Genomic DNA, 19,148 nt, shown 5'->3' with positions numbered 1-19,148 from the left:
AATTAATGTTTGACATCTTACTTAAGGAAAGAGTATATTAATTGTATTAACTTAATATTTTGATATTTTCTTATCAAGAGAGGTGGAGGGACTGGCCCTATGATACCTCGGCAGCGGACTTTAATAAGTACTGTGCCAACTCCAGTAGCATGATGCTATAGAGATAAGAGGAGCAAGGTATAACTATGCTAACGAACCCCTCTTCTTATTTATGAAGAGGGTTTTTTAGTTTTAAGGTATTAAGTACTACAGTTAATTCGATTTGTTTATCGATATACATAGAAATTCTATACTGTAGGTAAATTTTTTAATAAGGGAGAGTTCTACATGACAAAAACATTAGTAAAAGCACCATTTAGAGCAGATCACGTGGGAAGTTTATTAAGACCGGAACGAATTCATAACGCTAGAAAAGATTTTCAGGCAGGAACAATTACAGCTCAACAATTACATGATATTGAAACAGAAGAAATAAAAAAAGTTGTAGACAAGCAAATTGAAGTTGGCCTGCAAGCTGTAACAGATGGAGAATTCCGCCGCAGATTTTGGCATACAGACTTTTTAGAGCATTTAAATGGTGTAGAAGGATATGTGCCAGGTCATGGGTTTAAATTCAATGGTGAAGAAACAGAAAGATACGATGTACGAGTAACTGGAAAAATCTCATTTAATCCGGATCATCCACACGTAAAAGAATTTATTGAATTTAAAGAAATCGTTGGTGATCGTGCGGTTGCAAAACAAACAATTCCTAGTCCTAACCAATTATTCAATGCAGGAATTCGCAATTTAGACATTTATCCAGACCTTGAAGAATATACAAATGATGTTATCCAAACATACCGTGATGCTATTAAAGCTTTTTATGATGCTGGTTGTCGGTACCTGCAGCTTGATGATGTATACATTGCAGGACTGAACGCACCGGAAATTCCGTTTAATGATAGTGGCTATTCTCGTGAACAGTTAATCGACTTAGCCTTACGAGTGGCAAATGGTGTATTAGAGGATAAACCGGAAGATCTTATTATTACAACACATCTTTGCCGTGGTAATTACCGTTCAACATGGGCATTTGAAGGCAGCTATGCTAAAATCGCGCCAACATTATTTGCAAAAGAAAAAGTAAACGGATTTTTCTTAGAATATGATGATGATCGTTCTGGAGATTTTGCACCGTTAGAATACATTCCAAATGGAGGACCACAAGTCGTTCTTGGGGTATTCACATCAAAGCATGGCAAGCTGGAAGATAAAGAAAACATTAAGGCACGTGTGGAAGAAGCAACAAAATATGTACCACTTGAGCAAATTTGTATTAGTCCACAATGTGGCTTTGCTTCAACTCATCATGGAAATATCCTAACAGAAGAAGAACAATGGGAGAAGTTAAAGTATATCGTTGATATTTCGAAAGAGATTTGGGGATAACATAATAAAAGCGAACATCAATTGATGTTCGCTTTTATTCATCTATTAAACTAATCATTACATATAATCGTAAACAGAATCTTCAAAATAGAGCCAGTGATAGTATTCAATTTGTGCATCTGACATTTCGGACACTTGTTTTTCACTAAATTTTTGTTTATCTAATAATTTATTCACTTTATAATCTCTGGCTACTTTGCTCATTTTAAAATCCTCCTTATGTATAAACCAAGACTTAATCTTTTGTTGTTATAATGTTGTAATCGCTTTCCTTAACTTCTTGTCTTTATTATATATCTCAAACTTAGATAAAACAAATATCAATTTGATATGATTTTGCGAAAACTAATATAGAATTGTTATTTATACATAGAGATGTAGTTTTATGGGTCAAGGGGACAGGTTCACTGTCCCTTTTTTTTACTTTGGGACAATTGACCTGTCCCCATGTCCCTTCATTCCATTTAATCCATTTTTTATTACATGATTAATGATTTCTGCCATTTCTTTTGGGGATTTATCCATACCTTGATTTAGCCATGATTTAATCGTATAGATACTCCCGCTAATAGTAAAAATACTTAAATACATAGACATTTCCTTACTTAGTTGTTTATCAGCTTTCCAGTTTTTCATAAAGATATCCTGTGCAAATTTGTTTTGAAATGTCGTGTCTACTTTTTCATTAAGAAGTGTCTGACACACCTCGTGCTTTGATGCGAAGTATTCCAATAATTTCTCAATCATCTGGAGATCGTCTTGATCATTTTCAAAGTTACACTGATGTAAATACCCAGCCATATCATCAATCAACTCATTTTCTATTTTGTCAAGAAGATCAAACTGATCTGTGAAATGAGAATAGAATGTAGATCGATTAATATCAGCCCATTCACATATTTCTTTAACTGTAATAGAGGAAATCTGTTTTTCCTTTAATAGTTGCATAAGACTATCCTTTAATACCATTTGCGTATATTTTTTACGTCGATCCAGTTTTGAACTAGACATAAAAATCACCTTTTCATATGCATTATCCAACATATATTGTAAATATGTTGTTCAACTAACGGATGTTAAATAACTGATTGTTGAATAGCCAACACCGTGTCAATATAATGATAGGGTGAACATGAAAAAAAGGCAAGAGAGGGTGAAAACTTATAAATAGTGCAGCACGAATTATTAAACATAAAAAAGCAGTCGTCATTACATTTATGATCCTTACCATCATCTGTTCCTTGGCATCATTAACAGTATCAGTAAACTATGATATGACAGATTACTTGCCGGATGATGCACAGTCAACAAAAGCATTGGACATCATGGAGCAGGAGTTTGAGGGGGGTGTTCCGTCGAACCGAGTTATGGTTAATGATGTGACCATTCAGGAAGCTCTTGCTTTTAAAAAGGAATTAGCTGTGATTGATGGTGTGTCAGATGTTACGTGGTTAGATGATGCGATCGATATAAAAGCTCCACTCGAAATGGCAGATGAAGAGACTGTTGAAACCTATTATAAGGATGGAAAAGCATTATTTTCGTTTAGTATTCGCGATGGAGATGAAGTTGCCATAACAGATGAAATCTATAAGCTTATTGGTGAGGAAAATGCGATGGCAGGGGAATCTCTGAATACGGCCACACAACAAAAAATGGCTGGAACGGAATCTATGTATGCAGCTGCTTTGTTAGTTCCTATTATTATTATCATTTTAGTTGTTTCAACAACATCCTGGGTAGAGCCGGTGTTATTTTTAACAGCTATAGGTGTGTCAATCTTAATAAATATGGGTACAAATATGTTTCTCGGCGAAGTATCCTTTGTGACTCAATCTGTTGCTCCAATCTTACAGCTGGCGGTATCACTTGATTATGCGATTTTCCTTCTACATAGTTTTTCAGATTATCGGAAGAAAATAGCTGATCCACAAGAAGCTATGCAGCTTGCCATGAAAAAATCGTTCTCTGCGATCACGGCAAGTGCGTCAACAACCTTTTTTGGGTTTATTGCACTCTCGTTTATGAACTTTGAAATTGGTTCAGATTTAGGGATTAACTTAGTAAAAGGTATTTTATTAAGTTTCATTAGTGTAATGGTCTTTTTACCGGCACTTACGCTAGTGTTTTATAAATGGATTGATAAAACGCAGCATAAACCATTACTTCCTTATATAAAGAACAAAGGTAATGCAGTAATGAAAATGAAAATTCCCAGCTTACTTATTGTTTTTTTATTAGTTGTACCGGCATTTTTGGCACAAAGTCAGACAAATTTTATCTATGGAATCGGTGATCAACCAGAAGAAACAAGAGCTGGCAGCGATATAGTCAAAATTAAAGAGCATTTTGGTGAAAGCACACCACTCGTATTGCTGGTACCAAAAGGAGATATTGCGAAAGAAGAAGAGTTAGTTCAAGAATTAGAAAATATTGAGAATGTGTCCAGCGTACTTGCTTATGTAAACACTGTTAGTTCGGCGATTCCACCTGAGTATTTGGATCCTTCTGTAACAGAGCAATTTTACTCAGAAAATTATAGTCGATTAATTCTTCAAACAGATACGAAAACCGAGGGAGAAGAGGCGTTTAAATTAATTGATCAAGTCCATAGCAGCGCAGAAAAATATTATGATCATGTCTATTCAGTTGGTGAAAGCGTCACATTATATGATATAAAAAATACCGTTCAAAAGGATAATACGTTGGTGAATCTTTTGACCATTATTACGATTGCGTTTGTCCTGATCGTTACATTTAAATCGATCTCCATTCCAATCGTCCTGCTTTTGACGATTCAGACAGCGGTATGGATTAATCTCTCGGTTCCATATTTTACAGATTCTTCATTAGTTTATGTGGGATACCTGTTGATCAGTATTATTCAGCTTGCGGCGACAGTTGATTATGCGATTCTTTTAACAGATGCTTATAAAGAATATCGACAGGACATGACGGCACTCGAAGCGATGAAGAAAACATTAGATGAGAAGATTTTCTCTATTGGAATTTCCGGAGCTATTTTATCGAGCGTAGGGTTTATCTTATGGATTACATCCACAAATCCAATTGTTTCTTCAATCGGGTTATTGCTTGGAAGAGGGGCAATGCTTGCCTTTATTATGGTCGTTTTCTTCCTGCCGGCAATGTTTTTGGTTTTTGATAAGCTGATTGCAAAAACAACGTTAAAAGCAAACTTTTATAAGGAGAAGAAATGATGAAAAAAAGCATAAGTAAAATACTACTTGTCTTGACAACAACGATTATCGTCATACCTTCTATACAAGTTACGGCTGCTACAAATGACAGCAACTCAAATGCTGAGTCTTCTCAACAAATAGGAGAAGTTTCATCTAAAGATGAGGTTGTCTATGCAAAACTTAGTGCCACTGGAGAAAGACAGGAGGCGTATGTTGTCAACATCTTAGATATAGAAAAGCCCGGTGAAATTATTGATTATGGGCCGTATACCAGCTTAAAAAACTTAACAGACTTAACACAGCTGGAACAAAAGAATCATACAGTCGAATTTACAGCCGATTCAAAGGGGAAATTTTATTATCAAGGCAATATGAAGGAAGAACCATTGCCTTGGAATATATCTATTTCCTATCTATTAAATGGAAAACAAATCAACCCTGATGAATTGGCTGGACAAAAAGGCCATGTGCAAATTGTGATTAATACTTCTGCCAATGAACAAGTAGATCCGCTATTTTTTGAAAACTACTTATTACAAATATCTCTTTCACTTAATACAGAATTATATAGCAATATAAAAGCACCAGACGGGATGCTGGCTAATGCTGGGAAAAACAAACAAGTGACCTTCACAGTCATGCCTGAAAAAGAGGAAGAACTAACAGTTGAAGCTGATGCTCTAGGTTTCGAATTAGATGGCATCGATATCACAGCTATTCCATCTTCCATGCCAATCGATGCACCAAACATTGATGATATGACAGGTGATATGGAGTTATTAACAAATGCGATTCGTGACATTAACAATGGTGTTGGCGATTTAAATGATGGAGTATCTGAACTAAATAATGGAGTCTACGAACTGAAGAAAGGATCACAAGCATTTAAAGAAGGAATGTCGAAAATAGATGGCTCTTCTAAAGAACTGATCAGTGCCTCCAAAAATATTCAACAAGCACTCGAAACATTGAATACCTCTCTTAGCAGTAGCTCAGAGGAAATGGGTCTCGGTGATTTTAAAAAATTGGAAGATGGACTCGGCCAAATTGCGGGTGGACTAAGAGAAATAGGTAAAGGCTTGACTACATTTAATGAAAATTATGCCAAGGCATACAATGAGCTAAAAAAAGCAATGGAAGCTATTCCTGAATACGAGATTACAGAAGAAGAAACGAAAGCGTTATATAGTAGCGGGGCAGATCAAGAAGTCTTGAATCAATTACTTGAAACATATGCTGCGGCACGCACAGCAAAGGGAACCTATTCGGCTGTAAAGGGAGCATTTGATGGAGTAAGTGCAACACTAAACCAGGTGAACGGTGCTTTAATAGAGATGGCGAACAATCTTGAAACGATGAAAAACGGAATTGCATCCTCACTCGAGCAGATGGACGTTGCTGACTCAATTGCGCAACTGCAGGACGGAATAAATAAACTTTCTTCTAATTATGGCGCCTTTCACTCAGGCTTAGTAGAATATTCAGGCGGAGTAGGTCAATTGTCAGACTCCTATGCTAAGTTACACACAGGTATCGAAGAGCTTTCAAATGGAACAGGTGAACTGGAAAATGGAGTAAGTAAGCTTCATGACGGAACAGAGGAACTTTATGAATCAACTAGTGATTTACCTGATCAAATGAAACAAGAAGTAAATGAAATGATCGACGACTATGACAAATCTGATTTCGAAGCAGTATCCTTTGTATCACCTAAAAATGAACAAGTAAACTCCGTCCAATTCGTCATCAAAACAGAAAGCATCAAAAAAGAAGAAAAACAAGAAACGCAAAAACCAAAAGAAAAAGAAAAAGGATTCTGGGCACGACTAAAAGATCTCTTCTCATAAAAATACTGGGTAAGAGTGGGTTGGGTCAGAGGGACAGGTAAACTGGACCACTGGCCCTTTTTTTATACTATCAGAAAGTATATGAATTTTCTGGCTTATAGCTTAAATATAACGAAGGCTATCACCATTAGGATTTGGCGAAGACCTGACCATTTCTAACTTTGACCAAGGAGTAAATCCCCTGACCTCTTGACCGTTTTCATAATGACATCTAGAATATAAATAATCCAAATTTTCATAATCTTGTATAATAATTTATGGATAAATGTGGGACAAGGGACCTGTCCCTCCGACCCACCTCTTGTAAATAAAGATAATAAAAAGATCATTTTCATTTTAATAATAAAAATAGTTTTCTCTAATAATATTAGTATTTCATCTCTATCAAGTCATTGTATAATAAAGAGAGAGTAGTGAAAGGGGATACAAAATTTGCACACTAAACACTTGGATTTATTAGCGCAAAAGTATGATTGTGAGGAAAAGGTCGTTACTGAGATTATTAATCTTGAGGCGATCTTGAATTTGCCAAAAGGAACAGAGCATTTTGTTAGTGATTTACATGGAGAGTTTCAAGCGTTTCAGCATGTATTACGTAATGGATCTGGGAAGGTAAGGGAGAAAATAGAAGATATTTACAAAAAAGTGTTAACTGAAAAAGAAATCAAAGAGTTTGCGACTTTAGTGTATTACCCTGAAGATAAAATCAAGCTAATGAAAAATCATTTTAGCAATGAAGAAGAATTATTCCAGTGGTACACCGTTATCATTGAGAGAATGATTAAGCTCATTTCCTATGCTTCTTCTAAATATACCAGATCAAAGTTACGTAAGGCTCTGCCTAGTCAATTTGTCTATATTATTGAAGAACTTTTATACAAAACAGATGAGTTTACTAATTTTAAAGAACCATATTATACAAGCATTGTTCAGCAAATTATAACTCTCGGCCAAGCTGATAAGCTTATTATTGGACTAGCCTATACGACACAACGTTTGGTAGTTGATCATCTTCATGTTGTAGGGGATATTTATGATCGTGGACCGGAGCCGGATAAAATTATGGAAGCTTTGATTAATTATCACTCGGTTGATATTCAGTGGGGGAATCATGATGTGCTGTGGATCGGTGCATTTGCCGGTTCAAAGGTTTGTCTTGCTAACATTATTCGTATTTGTGCGCGCTATAACAATTTAGATATTATCGAAGATGTATATGGAATAAATCTCCGACCACTTATGAACCTGGCAAATAAATATTATAAAGATAATCCTGCATTCAGACCGAAAATTCAGCCTGATGATAACGTTTCTGATGAAGAAAAACTGCAAATAACAAAAATTCATCAAGCAATCGCCATGATTCAGTTCAAGCTCGAAAGTCCGATCATTAAAAGACGTCCGACATTCAATATGTCTGAGCGACTTTTACTTGAAAAAATCGATTATGAAAATAACGAAATAACCATCGGAGGAAAAAAATATCCTTTAGAAAATACGTGCTTTGCTACTGTAAATCCTGAACAGCCGGACCAATTATTAGAAGAAGAGAAGCAAGTAATAGACAAGCTTTTATTTTCAGTACAGCATTCGGAAAAGCTTGCACGTCACATGAATTTTCTAATGAAAAAAGGAAATCTATATTTAAAATATAATGGTAATCTGCTGATACATGGCTGTATTCCATTAGATGATGAAGGAAATATGGAAGGAATGGTCATTGAAGGAAAAACATATGCAGGACGTGAATTACTCGATGTGTTTGAGCGTCATTTACGTCTCTCCTTTGCACATCCTGAAAAAACAGATGACCTTGCAACAGATATGGTGTGGTATTTATGGACAGGTGAATATTCCTCACTCTTTGGAAAAAGAGCGATGACAACATTTGAACGCTATTTCATAAAGGATAAAGCAACACATAAAGAGAAGAAAAATCCGTATTACCATTTACGTGAAAACGAAGAAATCTGTCAAAAAATCTTATTAGAGTTTAATCTAAATCCTGATCATGGACATATCATAAATGGCCATACACCTGTAAAAGAAATTGAAGGAGAAAATCCGATCAAAGCAAACGGGAAAATGATTGTAATTGATGGCGGGTTTTCAAAAGCATATCAATCAACAACAGGGATTGCCGGATACACCTTGTTATATAATTCCTACGGTATGCAGCTTGTCGCACATAAACACTTTAATTCCAAAGACGATGTCCTATTAAATGGAACAGACGTATTATCCGTTAAGAGAATCGTAGATAAAGAATTAGAGAGGAAAAAAGTGTTGGAGACAAATGTTGGAGAGGAATTATTACAGGAGATCTCAATTTTAAATAGTTTGATGGAATATCGATATATGAAATAATATACGATGAATCTAAGGGAAGGGAACTTATCTCTTCCCTACTAGTTTGAAGTGATAAATTTCATAGAGGAGTAGATCGAATTGATGGACCATAACGCAATAAGTCAACTAAAAAAAGTTGTTAGAAAAAGCATTGAAAATCAAGACCTTGCCGGTGCGAACATGCTTGTGTTAAAAAAAGGAGAAGAAATCTTTTATCATGAAGATGGTCTTGCTGATATTGAGGCGGGGCTTCCCATTCAAAGAGATTCTATTTTTCGTTTATATTCGATGACTAAGCCGGTCACTGCTGCTGCAGCAATGATTCTAGTAGAGCGTGGAGAAATCGAGTTAAATGAGCCGGTCAGTCAATTTTTAAATGGATTTCAGCACCAAATGGTCGAAAAGAAAGGAAGCTTAGTTCCTGTTGATCGGGATGTTACATTGCATGATTTACTTTCCATGACTTCAGGGTTAGTGTATGGTGGAGATGATAAAGCAGGACAGGGCACAACGGCTGTGTTTGAAGAAGTGGATCGAAGGCTTTTAGGAGATTCACCACTCGGGACCGTAGAAGCTATGAACAAACTGGGTAAAGTCCCACTTGCTTTCCAACCCGGTACATCGTGGCAATATGGAACTTCATCAGATGTGCTTGGTGCTGTCATTGAGGTTGTGAGTGGTCAGAGGTTTGGAGAATTTTTAAATAAAGAGTTGTTTGAACCACTTCAAATGAAAGATACAGGGTTTTGGCTCCCTGAAGAAAAACGATGCCGTCTTGTGAAAACGTATACAAATTCAGAAGATAGAATTTTAGAGCAATACACCGGCAACCACTTAGGGATCATTCATCAAATGGATCGAAATCCCGCCTTTGAATCTGGTGGAGCGGGTTTAGTCTCAACTGTTGATGATTATGCGAAGTTTGCTAATATGCTGATGAAAAAAGGAAGAGTAAATGGCACTCGACTATTACGGGAAAAAACAGTCGACTTTTTAACAACAGCTACGTTGAGCGCAGACCAGCAAAAAGGATTTGACTCGTGGGGGCAATCAGGATACAGCTACGGTAACTTCATGCGCGTCTTAACAAACCCGTCTCATGCTGCGAATTTAGGAAGCCTTGGTGAATATGGCTGGGACGGTTGGCTTGGTTGTTATTTCATTAATTGTCCAAAGGATGACCTTACATTCTTATTTATGATGCAGAAAAAAGAAGCAGGTACAACATCTCTTACAAGGAAATTGCGGAATATCGTTTTTAGTGCTTTGTGTGATTAAAGTTAAGCAGAGATTAACTCTCTGCTTATTTGGTGAATCAAAGAAGATATTACAATTGTTCTTTAATATCTTTATCTATTTTTTCAGGCTCTGTTGTTGGGGCATATCTTTTTACTACCTGACCGTCTTTATCGATGAGAAATTTAGTGAAATTCCATTTAATTTCTTTAGAAAGTAAACCTTTTTTCTGATCCTTCAGGTGTGAAAAGAGAGGATCTGCATTTTCACCATTTACATCAATTTTTGCAAACATAGGGAAGGAGACACCGTAATTCAACTGACAAAACTGAGTCGTTTCTTCAATATTGTCAAACTCTTGATCATTAAATTGGCTACAAGGGAATCCTAGAATTTCGAGCCCTTCATCTTTATATCGATCATACAGTTCTTGAAGTCCACTAAATTGTTTTGTTAACCCGCATTTACTCGCGGTATTGACAATTAATAATGGTTTCCCCTCAAATTCTTTTAATGATTTTTCCTCACCATTTGGTTTTTTTACAGTAAAGTCATATACGGTTTTCACAAAATTTCCTCCTAATAGAATAGATTAAATTGTGCGCAATTTAATTGTAGCAAATTAAAAGTGATTCTTCAATATTTTTGTGTTCAAGCAAGTTTGATTACAAATAAAAAAGCTTTTGTACGAGGTACAAAAGCTTTGTCAATTTATAGTTTATAGTTTTTACATATAGTCGTATACAGAATCTACAAAATAGAGCCAGTGATAATACTCGATCTGTGAATCAGACATTTCTGAGACTTCTTTTTCATTGAATTTTTTCTTTGCTAATAATGCCTTCACTTTAGATTCTCTCGCTAATTGGCTCATGTTTAATCCTCCTTAAATATCAGAAGTATCAATTGTTAGTTTGTTAAAACGTTCTTCTGAACTTCTTGATTTTATTATATATCTCAATTTGATATTAAACAAATATCAAATTGAGATGATTTTTCCAGAAATAATATGGATTGGTTATTTAAGGGGAGATTGGTCGAGAAAGCCATATTAAAAAAAGTTACCTAATTGTACTTCTTTCTTTTTCAGCTTGTTGTTCTGCTTTTTTTAACTCTCGATACTTTCTGTTAAGGGCCTTATTTGCAAATCGAACATGATATATGTTTTGTTTAATAAAAAAGTATCTGTGAAAGCTATTGGTCATAAATAAAATAAAAACAATAGCAAATGTCCAGAATATAAAGAATGAAATCAAACCAAAAAGGAATGCTGGGTATGGACCCATTATAAAATTAGCAAGTATACAAAGAGTCAATGGTGTTATGTATGTTACATACCAATATAAATGTGGAATTTTCTTTCTTTTAGGGATGTCAAATGACGAATATTTTTTATGTTCTGCTATAAAGAACAAATAGATAGAAAACAAATAGTGTAGGAACAAAATAAGTAAATAAAACGGCGATGTTAACCCTATGTAAAATTGAATAATCAATATTAATAAAGTTAAAAGAAAGGATCCAATTAAGCCTAAAAAACCAATGTAAAGAAGGAATTCCATTTGAGTGTTTTTCTTATTCTTAATTAGTAAACGAAAGGCCCAAATGTGTAATCCAACAAGCGGCAGTAGAAAAGAATAGAACAATAAAGGGGAACTTTGGAATAAAATATATACAGGCCATGCCAAAGGAACATCTAACAATAAAAAAGTTGAAACCCAAATTGTTTCTTTAATTGATAGAAATCCTATGTGAGGAGATAATCCTTCTTCAATATGGTCTGGCAAACTGCTGGTTTTTTTATTAATGTTAATTTTAAGCATACAAGGTAAAGCCTCCGTTATTATCTTACCGCTTAAACTTTCAGTTACTAAGTAATATAAAGCCTTAGTAAACCTAAGGCTTCGATGTTTTTAACGCTACTGCTTAGCATTAATCAATACTGATTGAAAGTCTTCTTCTTCTTCATTAACAAACCCTTTAAAAATAACTTCAGCAATATCTTTATGGTTAAATACGTAGGTGTATTCTGGAGACATAAAGCCTTCTGGAAAAGGGACAGCGAGGTAATCATACAATTTTCCATTACGCTCATCTTCTGTGAGGAGTACTTGTTTTCTTCCATAAATCATGAGTTTAATATTTCCGCCTTTTAGTAAAACAATAGAACCATTTGAGAGTAAAGTTTCATTCAATTTAATTACCTACCTTTTTAGCATTTAGCTTTTGATTTAATTCTTTATTCGCAAATCGAACGAGGTGAATATTTTTTTTAATGAAAAAGTACTTATGAAAACTTCTTGCAAAAATAAATATATAAGTTATGGATATCCCCCAGTATATGACAGACATAATGGAAAGCTCTAAAAAAGAGCCCAACCCAATTAGATAATGAGCAAATATATATCCTGCACTTGGTGCGATAAATGCCAAACCAAATTGCCAAGCAGGAGTCTTCTTTTTACCTTTTACTTCGAGTGAAGAATACTTCTTATGTTCATTTCTAAAAAAGAGAAAATTTATTAATAAATAGATTAAAAACATAGAAATATAATAGATAGGAGACTTTATTCCGACCATATAATTATATTTCATACCAAGTACAAAATAACTAAACGATCCTACAATTCCTAGATAGCCTAAGAATAAAAGTGATTCCATTTGTATATTCTCTCGCTTTCTAAAAAGTAGAGAAAATGCCCATAAGTTAATCATAACCATTAATGGTATCGTAATATATAATACAATTTTGTAAGTAGGAAAAAGAAGGGGGATCAGTATGAGAATATCTAGTAAAAAGAATGTTAAGACACCAATTACAAACTTTATTTGTTGAACAGGTAACGGTGCCAATCCTTCTCTTATATGATCAGGTAAATTATTGCGTTTTAGTTCTTTATTTATTTCAAACATATAGTAACTCCCTTTGTTAGCAGTAGTAAGCTTTTAGTCCAATTAATCAAACCAACCCGCTACAGTTTTTATACCACTTTGAACACCGTCTTTAATTGTATCGGAAACTGTCTTTTCGCCTTTCCCAAACTTAACTCCTTCTAGTATATACGCTGTTGCAGTTGATGCAAAAAATCCAATTGCTGCAACTCCAAGTAGGGGAATTGCACCCCCCGCCGCAACAGCAGCAACTACAGCAGCACCTCCAGCCAAGGATACAGCTCCTAAACCAACATCAACTATTGCATCACCGACAACTTTGGATGTCGATGCATTTGATTCAATGTTTTTATAAACATTTTCCCCAGCAGTTACTGCTATTCCCGCAATACCTAGCTTGCTTTTAAAAGCAGAAGTAACGGCAGCGGAAGGCCGGACTCTATTAGCAATTTCAAGTGAATTGCCTAATTTAGCTTGTGAATCTATGTAATTATTATGGTAGACCTTACCTTTTATCCCTATATACTTGCCATTTTTTACTCGAACATCCTGATCAGTAACATCTATTCTAACACCATGCCGTTTTACTACATAAGCTGTTTCAGTTAGGGCAGCTCCCTCAGAAAGGGTACCAAAGGAATTTCCAATTGAAGAAAAAGCTGTATAACCATCGACTAAGATAGATGGTGTTGATGAAATTGAGTAATTTGACCAATCTTTTTTATTTACCTCTTCTTGTAACTTTATAAAACTCTCCGTTTCCCTAAACCTATTCAGATCTGATGTATTAACAGAAATTTTTCCACCTTTAAACATAGAGGCAATTTCATTTATGTAATTTATGAGAGTAGTCATATCTTCTTCTATTTCTTTCAGTTCTTTCGTTTGATTTACATCAAAGTCTTCAAGATCTTCTATAGTATTTGTGATTTTTTTATGTACATAGTCAATTCCTTTAATCACGTCATCATCATTTAATTTTGGAAGTGAAACAATGTCGCTAACTTTATTTACGATTTCGTTTACATTGTCAGTCATACTAACAGTATCGTTTTTGAAAGTGTTTAAACCGGTTGTTAAGTCAACTTCCAAAAAGTCCTGAGAGACGAAACCATTTTCCTCAGGTTCAACAACAGGGTAAGCGTCCTTCATTCCGTTTAACGCACGACGATATTTAACTAGTAGTTGATCATAAAAAAGAAGAAAGGGAACATGACATTCCTCATAAAAAGCTCTGATTGCATCAGCACCTTTTCCAGAAAAAGCATCACCAATTGAAAGGAATGATTTTAAATCTGTTGCGAGTTGATTGATTTGATCCTGATGATCATTGATGGTTTGGATCGTACCATCGATACCTGATAATAAGGATTTAACATCTAAGGTTTTCATCTTCGTTTTCCTTCCTTATTTCTGTTTTATCGTTGAAGACAGTTCTTCATCAGCTTCTTTTAATGCTGATATCGATTGTTTGCTTGCATCAATATTTGAAAGTAATTGCTCTTTATAGGTGAGAGAAAGAGTTTGTAAGCCTTCATTTAGTGTAATGAGTTTGTTAACAACATCAAGTTTGTTACTGCCGGTAATGTCTTTAGCCGTTGCTGATAGTTGAGAAGCAGAATTTTTTAATTTATCTAAGGATGTCTCGACTTCTTCGTAGTTAACTTTAATTTCTTTACTCATTTATTTCCACGTCCTTTATCTACTTTTCTCTCTTTCTCTTTGCCTTCTTTCCTCAGCTTCTGCTTCGGCTCGTGAAATGGCATCGTAAAGGGAATCGATATCATTTTGTAACTCTACAATTTTATTATCGAGTACTGCGAATAAGAGAGGAAATTGCTGACTTATAATAGTTTGGTAATTAGTTTGTATTTCAGCTTCGCGAGCATCATCGAAGCTTTTGGCGATTTTTCCAGCCCATGTTTTTGAAGTTAAGGCAGGTTCCATACTGTTCTTTAAATTTACGGCATAGTCACTATATGCTTGATCAAGATCTGGAACAATAGCAGTCAGCCGTTGAAGTTGTTCCTGCTTTGCATATAGCCTGTTATATAAAGTGGAAAGTGAAGCCACTTGATCACACCTCTTTATCAAAGAATTTATCCTAACATTTCCATTTTAGCTGATGAAAGTATTGGTAAAAAGGTGATCATTAAAAAATAAGATAAAATACACAAATGTCTAAATTATTTAAGATAAATGAATAGGTATATAGGTTGGTACTGGTGTGACAAAAGTAGTAGAAAACTCCAAATAATGTGATTAGAGTGAATGCCTTAATCATACAAAGAATATTGAGATATTTATAAATATTGAGTATTTACGTCTGTTTCTAATATATTAGGAGATAATCATTATTTTAGTATCTGGAATATTTCGTATCAAAAGGTATTTGGAACTACAATACATTCATTTTGGTAAATTATAACTATTCCAAATCCAGGAATTTCTCTTTAGAATAATGGATGTTGTGTTTTTATGAAGATTCATCTAGGAGGAGAAAAATGATTAAAAAAAGAATTAGCATAGTGTTTTCTTTACTGATCGTCATGATACTGGCTTCAGCTTGTTCATCCTCAACGACAAGTAAGGAAAAAGAAGATGGGAAAAGCGCTGCAGGATCATCTGATTCAGTGGAGATTGCTGTTGATAAAGTTGAATATGTTCTCCCATCCGAGTATGATAGTGTGAACGAGAATCAACTTGTTCTTAAGGTTGATATCGCGATGACGAATAAACTAAAAGAAACACTCGATATTGAACCATCCAGTTTCACTCTGTACCAAGGGGATACAAAAGCGACTGAAGGTGAGCCTGAGGATTATAAGCAAAAGTTGGATTATACTCGTCTAACGGAAGGTAAGAAGGTGACGGGAAGTTTATTTTATGTTGTAGATAAAGGTGAAAAATATCAGCTTGTGTACACTCCAATATCATATGGTGACGAAAAACAGGATCCAATTGAAATCGATATAAATGGAGCCGATGAAAAGCTATTAAAAACAGCTGATAGATTACAAGACCCTGCAAAAGCTTTATCAGCATACTTAGATATTTTATTTTATAATGTTGATAATCCACGATTTGAAAAATTAACAGGTGAAAAGAAAGATACACTTCTAAAAGAATTTGATGCTGCGATTATGGAAGGCTTCACAAGTACAACTTATATGTCTGAAGATGAAATTGATCAGGAAGTTGTGATTAACTTAGTTAATTCCATGAAATCTGCTTTTAAAGAAAAAGTTGGCGCAACAGCCGTCACAAAAACAAGCAGTGGCGATAAAGCGATTGTTGAGTTAAAGGGGAAACCACTTGATGTTCCTTCCTTACAACCTGTACTGCAGCAGGAAATGGAAAAATACATCACATCAAATTCAAATGCAACTGAGGCAGAAGCATTAAACTTTGTATTTGAAAAAATGTCAAATGAGTTCAAAAACGTACAAACGGCTGAAGAAGTCGTTATTGAAATACAAATGGTGAAACATGGGGAAAATCAATGGAAGATCGATCCAAATGATTATCGATCGGAAGAAATTGCTTCTCCGTTTGTGAAGTTTTATTGAGATTCCATTTAGTAAAGTAAATAATCTAATATAATAGAAGAAAACCTACCTTAATTGATCGGATACTATTTTCTTAATAGTAAATGTATTTCAAAAAAGGTAGGTTTTCTTTTTTATAATAGTATAGGAAAAACTTGCACTCATGGAGAATATATCTTTCTATATAAGCAAAGGCGCTTTCAATCAAATGCTAAACGAGATATGGGTGGAGATAAAGCAACAGGAACACCCGAAGAATCAGCAAGGGGCATTATGGGTATCGTTGAGAAAAAGGTAAAATTGGCCGAAAATTTAACTTTTATAACTGCTAAGGGAGAACAAATGCCTTTATAAATAAAATAGACCCTCAAAGGTTGTTTGGGGGTCATTTATTATATGTGAATTTTCATCTAAAAAACTCTGTTAAACATATCATCGTAATAAATCCAAAGATAAAGGTAATTGTAGAAGCTCTTTCATGACCATCCCCGTGACTTTCGGGAATTAATTCCTTATAGACAACAAATAACATGGAACCAGCAGCGAAAGCCAATCCATATGGAACAATAGGCTGAAAGAATTCACCAAATAAATGTCCAATGATTCCCGCAAATAATTCGATTAAGCCCGTTACAGCTGAGTACAAGATTGCCTTCAATCGACTAATTCCCTGCGTAACTAAGAATAAAGCAACCAAAAAGCCTTCGGGTATGTTTTGTAATCCAATGGCAAAGGCAACGAGAGAACCAACCTCCAGGTTATGACCCACATTCGAAATCCCTACAGAGAGTCCTTCAGGAAAATTATGAATGGACATAGCGATCATAAACAACATCACATGAGCATGTCCTACCGAATGATTGGTGTGATCCAGGTCAGTGTGAGGAATGATACTTTCTATTAATGTAAGAACAAACGTACCGATTAATATCCCGATAACCAGAGTCGTCAAACTTGAGAGTTTTAAGGCAGACGGAATCAATCCATAGGATGAAGCGGCAACCATGATACCCGCTGTAAAAGCTAATGTTACATCTTTTCCTTTATGAGATAGGTTTTTTATAAATAGTACGGGAATTGCTCCAATGCTTGTACAAAGTGAGGAAATAAGGATAGGTAATAGGGACATAGATCTTCCTCCGATAAGGTAATTGATATATCCTATGTCAGTCCTGTTAGAAAAATGTTAAGTCAAAAGGAGGAATGCCCTGAACACGTTTATTGAAAACTTGGAAAAGATCAAATATATTTGAGCATAATAAGTGGTGTATTTGATTATTCGTGAAAATGAACAACATTGGGAAGTACTGATTGTGAATAATAAATCAAGAAGAGAGATAAATGAACCTCAGGATTCAAGGGAATTGAGGTTCATCTTAATCATGTTGAAACATCAAATTGTCGAGTTAGTACTTTTTGTAATTACTAATGTCTTTTTAAGTGAGTGATTCAATTTCTCAGAACATAAAAACATAACGACTACAAAACCGACAATACAAACAGGGAAGATCCCGATAGTCGATTGCGCCGCAATGAAACCAATAAGTGGAGGCATAAATGTACTGCCTGTATAAGCAATAGCCATTTGATAGCCCATAATCGTTTGGGAATGCTTCTTGCCAAAACGAGCAGGTGTTTCATGCAGCATACAAGGAAATATTGGGGCTAATCCTAAGCCCACCATAATAAATCCTATAAGCGAGAAAATGGATGGTAATGGCAGAAAAAGAAGGGCGGCACCTGCAAGTGCTAGTAATTGACCTGTTCGAATAAGAGTTAGATTATTCATTTTAAAGGTAATAAAACCAGTAATAAATCTTCCAACTGTAATTCCTCCGTAATAAAGGGAAACCCATTGTGCAGCAACCCCAGCCGGTAACTCTTTTACTTCTACCAAAAAACTACTTCCCCAAAGACCCATTGTGGCTTCAACCGCACAATAAAACAGAAAAGATAGTAAGGCTAGTTTAACACCTTTAATTTGTAAGGGTTTTATTTTTTCATTTTCCTCATGTTGTTTTGAAAAATCTGTTGTATCTACTGGCTCTTCGCTTAAGGCGGCAGAACGACTTTTAGTAACTTTGCCCCACAATGGTAAAGTAAGTAAAAGGATGATGACTAATAGAAATTGAATACCTGCAATGGTAAGATAGCCATTTTTCCAAGAATGTTGTCCTGAAATGAACTGAGCCATTAAGATAGGACCAAGAGTAGCTCCAACTCCCCAAAAACTATGTAACCAACTCATATGATGTGCTTTGTAATGTGTTGCGACATAATCGTTTAATCCCGCATCAACTGCTCCTGCACCTAATCCAAGAGGAATCGTACATAGAAATAACCAAATAACGGATGGAGAAAAGTGAAATCCGAGCAATGCACATGCAGTCATGAGACAACTGACAAATGTAACATTGCCTGTTCCAAATCGTTTAAGTAATCTTCCACTAACAATGCTGGATATAATGGTACATCCGGCAATTGCCATATAAAGGTATCCAGCAGTCTCAAGTGGGGCATTGAAGTCCGTTTGCATAACAGGCCACGCTACTCCCAACAAAGAGTCAGGTAGACCTAAGCTTATAAAAGCCAAATAAATGATGACTAAAAGGAATGTTGCCATAAATAACCCTCGACTTTCTATA

18 protein-coding genes and 1 riboswitch are annotated in these 19,148 nt (G+C 35.1%); of the genes, 6 read left to right on the top strand and 12 right to left on the bottom strand.

Going from position 1 to position 19,148, the window contains the following annotated elements; all coding sequences use genetic code 11:
- Positions 1-67: 67 nt before the first annotated feature.
- A riboswitch (SAM riboswitch) is annotated at positions 68-170 on the top strand.
- Between the two features lie 157 nt (positions 171-327).
- A complete protein-coding gene (locus tag HWV59_RS15810) occupies positions 328-1,431 on the top strand; it encodes a 5-methyltetrahydropteroyltriglutamate--homocysteine S-methyltransferase (protein ID WP_175639448.1) in 1,104 nt (367 codons plus the stop codon).
- Between the two features lie 57 nt (positions 1,432-1,488).
- Here the strand turns inward: HWV59_RS15810 and HWV59_RS15805 are convergent, their stop codons facing one another.
- On the bottom strand, positions 1,489-1,635 hold the full coding sequence (locus HWV59_RS15805; RefSeq protein WP_175639447.1) for a hypothetical protein: 147 nt from the start codon (positions 1,633-1,635) through the stop codon (positions 1,489-1,491).
- A 216-nt stretch (positions 1,636-1,851) separates the two neighbouring features.
- Entirely contained in the window at positions 1,852-2,442 is a 591-nt protein-coding gene (locus tag HWV59_RS15800) for a TetR/AcrR family transcriptional regulator (RefSeq protein ID WP_175639446.1), read from the bottom strand.
- Positions 2,443-2,648: 206 nt separating this feature from the next.
- Here HWV59_RS15800 and HWV59_RS15795 point away from each other — a divergent pair, with 206 nt between their 5' ends.
- The 4 genes from HWV59_RS15795 to HWV59_RS15780 all read left to right on the top strand — a co-directional run bounded on the left by HWV59_RS15795 (position 2,649) and on the right by HWV59_RS15780 (position 10,105).
- On the top strand, positions 2,649-4,649 hold the full coding sequence (locus HWV59_RS15795; protein ID WP_175639445.1) for an efflux RND transporter permease subunit: 2,001 nt from the start codon (positions 2,649-2,651) through the stop codon (positions 4,647-4,649).
- Positions 4,649-6,478, top strand: a complete 1,830-nt coding sequence (locus tag HWV59_RS15790; protein ID WP_102232660.1) for a coiled-coil domain-containing protein — start codon at positions 4,649-4,651, stop codon at positions 6,476-6,478. The genes HWV59_RS15795 and HWV59_RS15790 overlap by 1 nt, the downstream gene beginning before the upstream one ends.
- 432 nt (positions 6,479-6,910) lie before the next feature.
- Positions 6,911-8,845 carry a fructose-1,6-bisphosphatase gene (fbp, locus tag HWV59_RS15785; protein ID WP_175639444.1) on the top strand — a complete coding sequence of 645 codons (1,935 nt, stop codon included), beginning with the start codon at positions 6,911-6,913 and terminating at the stop codon, positions 8,843-8,845.
- Between the two features lie 84 nt (positions 8,846-8,929).
- Entirely contained in the window at positions 8,930-10,105 is a 1,176-nt protein-coding gene (locus tag HWV59_RS15780) for a serine hydrolase domain-containing protein (protein ID WP_175640089.1), read from the top strand.
- 49 nt (positions 10,106-10,154) lie between these two features.
- Here the strand turns inward: HWV59_RS15780 and HWV59_RS15775 are convergent, their stop codons facing one another.
- From HWV59_RS15775 to HWV59_RS15740, 8 genes are all read right to left on the bottom strand, one after another.
- Positions 10,155-10,631 (bottom strand): glutathione peroxidase, encoded by a 477-nt coding sequence (locus HWV59_RS15775; protein ID WP_175639443.1) that lies wholly within the window; start codon positions 10,629-10,631, stop codon positions 10,155-10,157.
- 159 nt (positions 10,632-10,790) lie between these two features.
- Positions 10,791-10,937: a BH0509 family protein gene (locus tag HWV59_RS15770; RefSeq protein ID WP_142385660.1), complete on the bottom strand. Its 147-nt coding sequence runs from the start codon at positions 10,935-10,937 to the stop codon at positions 10,791-10,793.
- A 187-nt stretch (positions 10,938-11,124) separates the two neighbouring features.
- A complete protein-coding gene (locus HWV59_RS15765) occupies positions 11,125-11,886 on the bottom strand; it encodes a hypothetical protein (RefSeq protein WP_175639442.1) in 762 nt (253 codons plus the stop codon).
- 96 nt (positions 11,887-11,982) lie between these two features.
- Complete coding sequence (locus HWV59_RS15760) at positions 11,983-12,258, bottom strand: DUF4176 domain-containing protein (RefSeq protein ID WP_407941580.1); 276 nt, start codon at positions 12,256-12,258, stop codon at positions 11,983-11,985.
- A 1-nt stretch (position 12,259) separates the two neighbouring features.
- The gene (locus HWV59_RS15755) at positions 12,260-12,976 is read right to left on the bottom strand and encodes a hypothetical protein (RefSeq protein WP_175639441.1); all 717 of its coding nucleotides are present in this window, start codon (positions 12,974-12,976) and stop codon (positions 12,260-12,262) included.
- Positions 12,977-13,018: 42 nt separating this feature from the next.
- A complete protein-coding gene (locus HWV59_RS15750; protein WP_175639440.1) occupies positions 13,019-14,347 on the bottom strand; it encodes a ribonuclease YeeF family protein in 1,329 nt (442 codons plus the stop codon).
- Between the two features lie 15 nt (positions 14,348-14,362).
- The gene (locus HWV59_RS15745) at positions 14,363-14,638 is read right to left on the bottom strand and encodes a DUF5344 family protein (protein WP_102232653.1); all 276 of its coding nucleotides are present in this window, start codon (positions 14,636-14,638) and stop codon (positions 14,363-14,365) included.
- Between the two features lie 15 nt (positions 14,639-14,653).
- Positions 14,654-15,028 carry a DUF5082 family protein gene (locus tag HWV59_RS15740; RefSeq protein WP_175639439.1) on the bottom strand — a complete coding sequence of 125 codons (375 nt, stop codon included), beginning with the start codon at positions 15,026-15,028 and terminating at the stop codon, positions 14,654-14,656.
- A gap of 431 nt (positions 15,029-15,459) precedes the next feature.
- Between HWV59_RS15740 and HWV59_RS15735 the strand changes: the two genes are divergently transcribed.
- On the top strand, positions 15,460-16,524 hold the full coding sequence (locus HWV59_RS15735; protein WP_175639438.1) for a DUF5105 domain-containing protein: 1,065 nt from the start codon (positions 15,460-15,462) through the stop codon (positions 16,522-16,524).
- Between the two features lie 385 nt (positions 16,525-16,909).
- On the opposite strand, the gene HWV59_RS15730 is transcribed toward HWV59_RS15735, so the two are convergent.
- Together HWV59_RS15730 and HWV59_RS15725 are read right to left on the bottom strand one after the other, a co-directional pair.
- Positions 16,910-17,632, bottom strand: coding sequence for a ZIP family metal transporter (locus HWV59_RS15730; RefSeq protein ID WP_175639437.1), 723 nt, complete (start codon positions 17,630-17,632; stop codon positions 16,910-16,912).
- 264 nt (positions 17,633-17,896) lie between these two features.
- On the bottom strand, positions 17,897-19,126 hold the full coding sequence (locus HWV59_RS15725) for an MFS transporter (protein WP_175639436.1): 1,230 nt from the start codon (positions 19,124-19,126) through the stop codon (positions 17,897-17,899).
- Between the last annotated feature and the right edge of the window lie 22 nt (positions 19,127-19,148).

It is taken from the genome of Metabacillus schmidteae, assembly GCF_903166545.1.
Taxonomy (GTDB): Bacteria; Bacillota; Bacilli; order Bacillales; family Bacillaceae; genus Metabacillus; species Metabacillus schmidteae.
The sequence above is the reverse complement of the archived record's forward strand: the minus strand, read 5'-3'. Positions and strand labels throughout refer to the sequence as shown.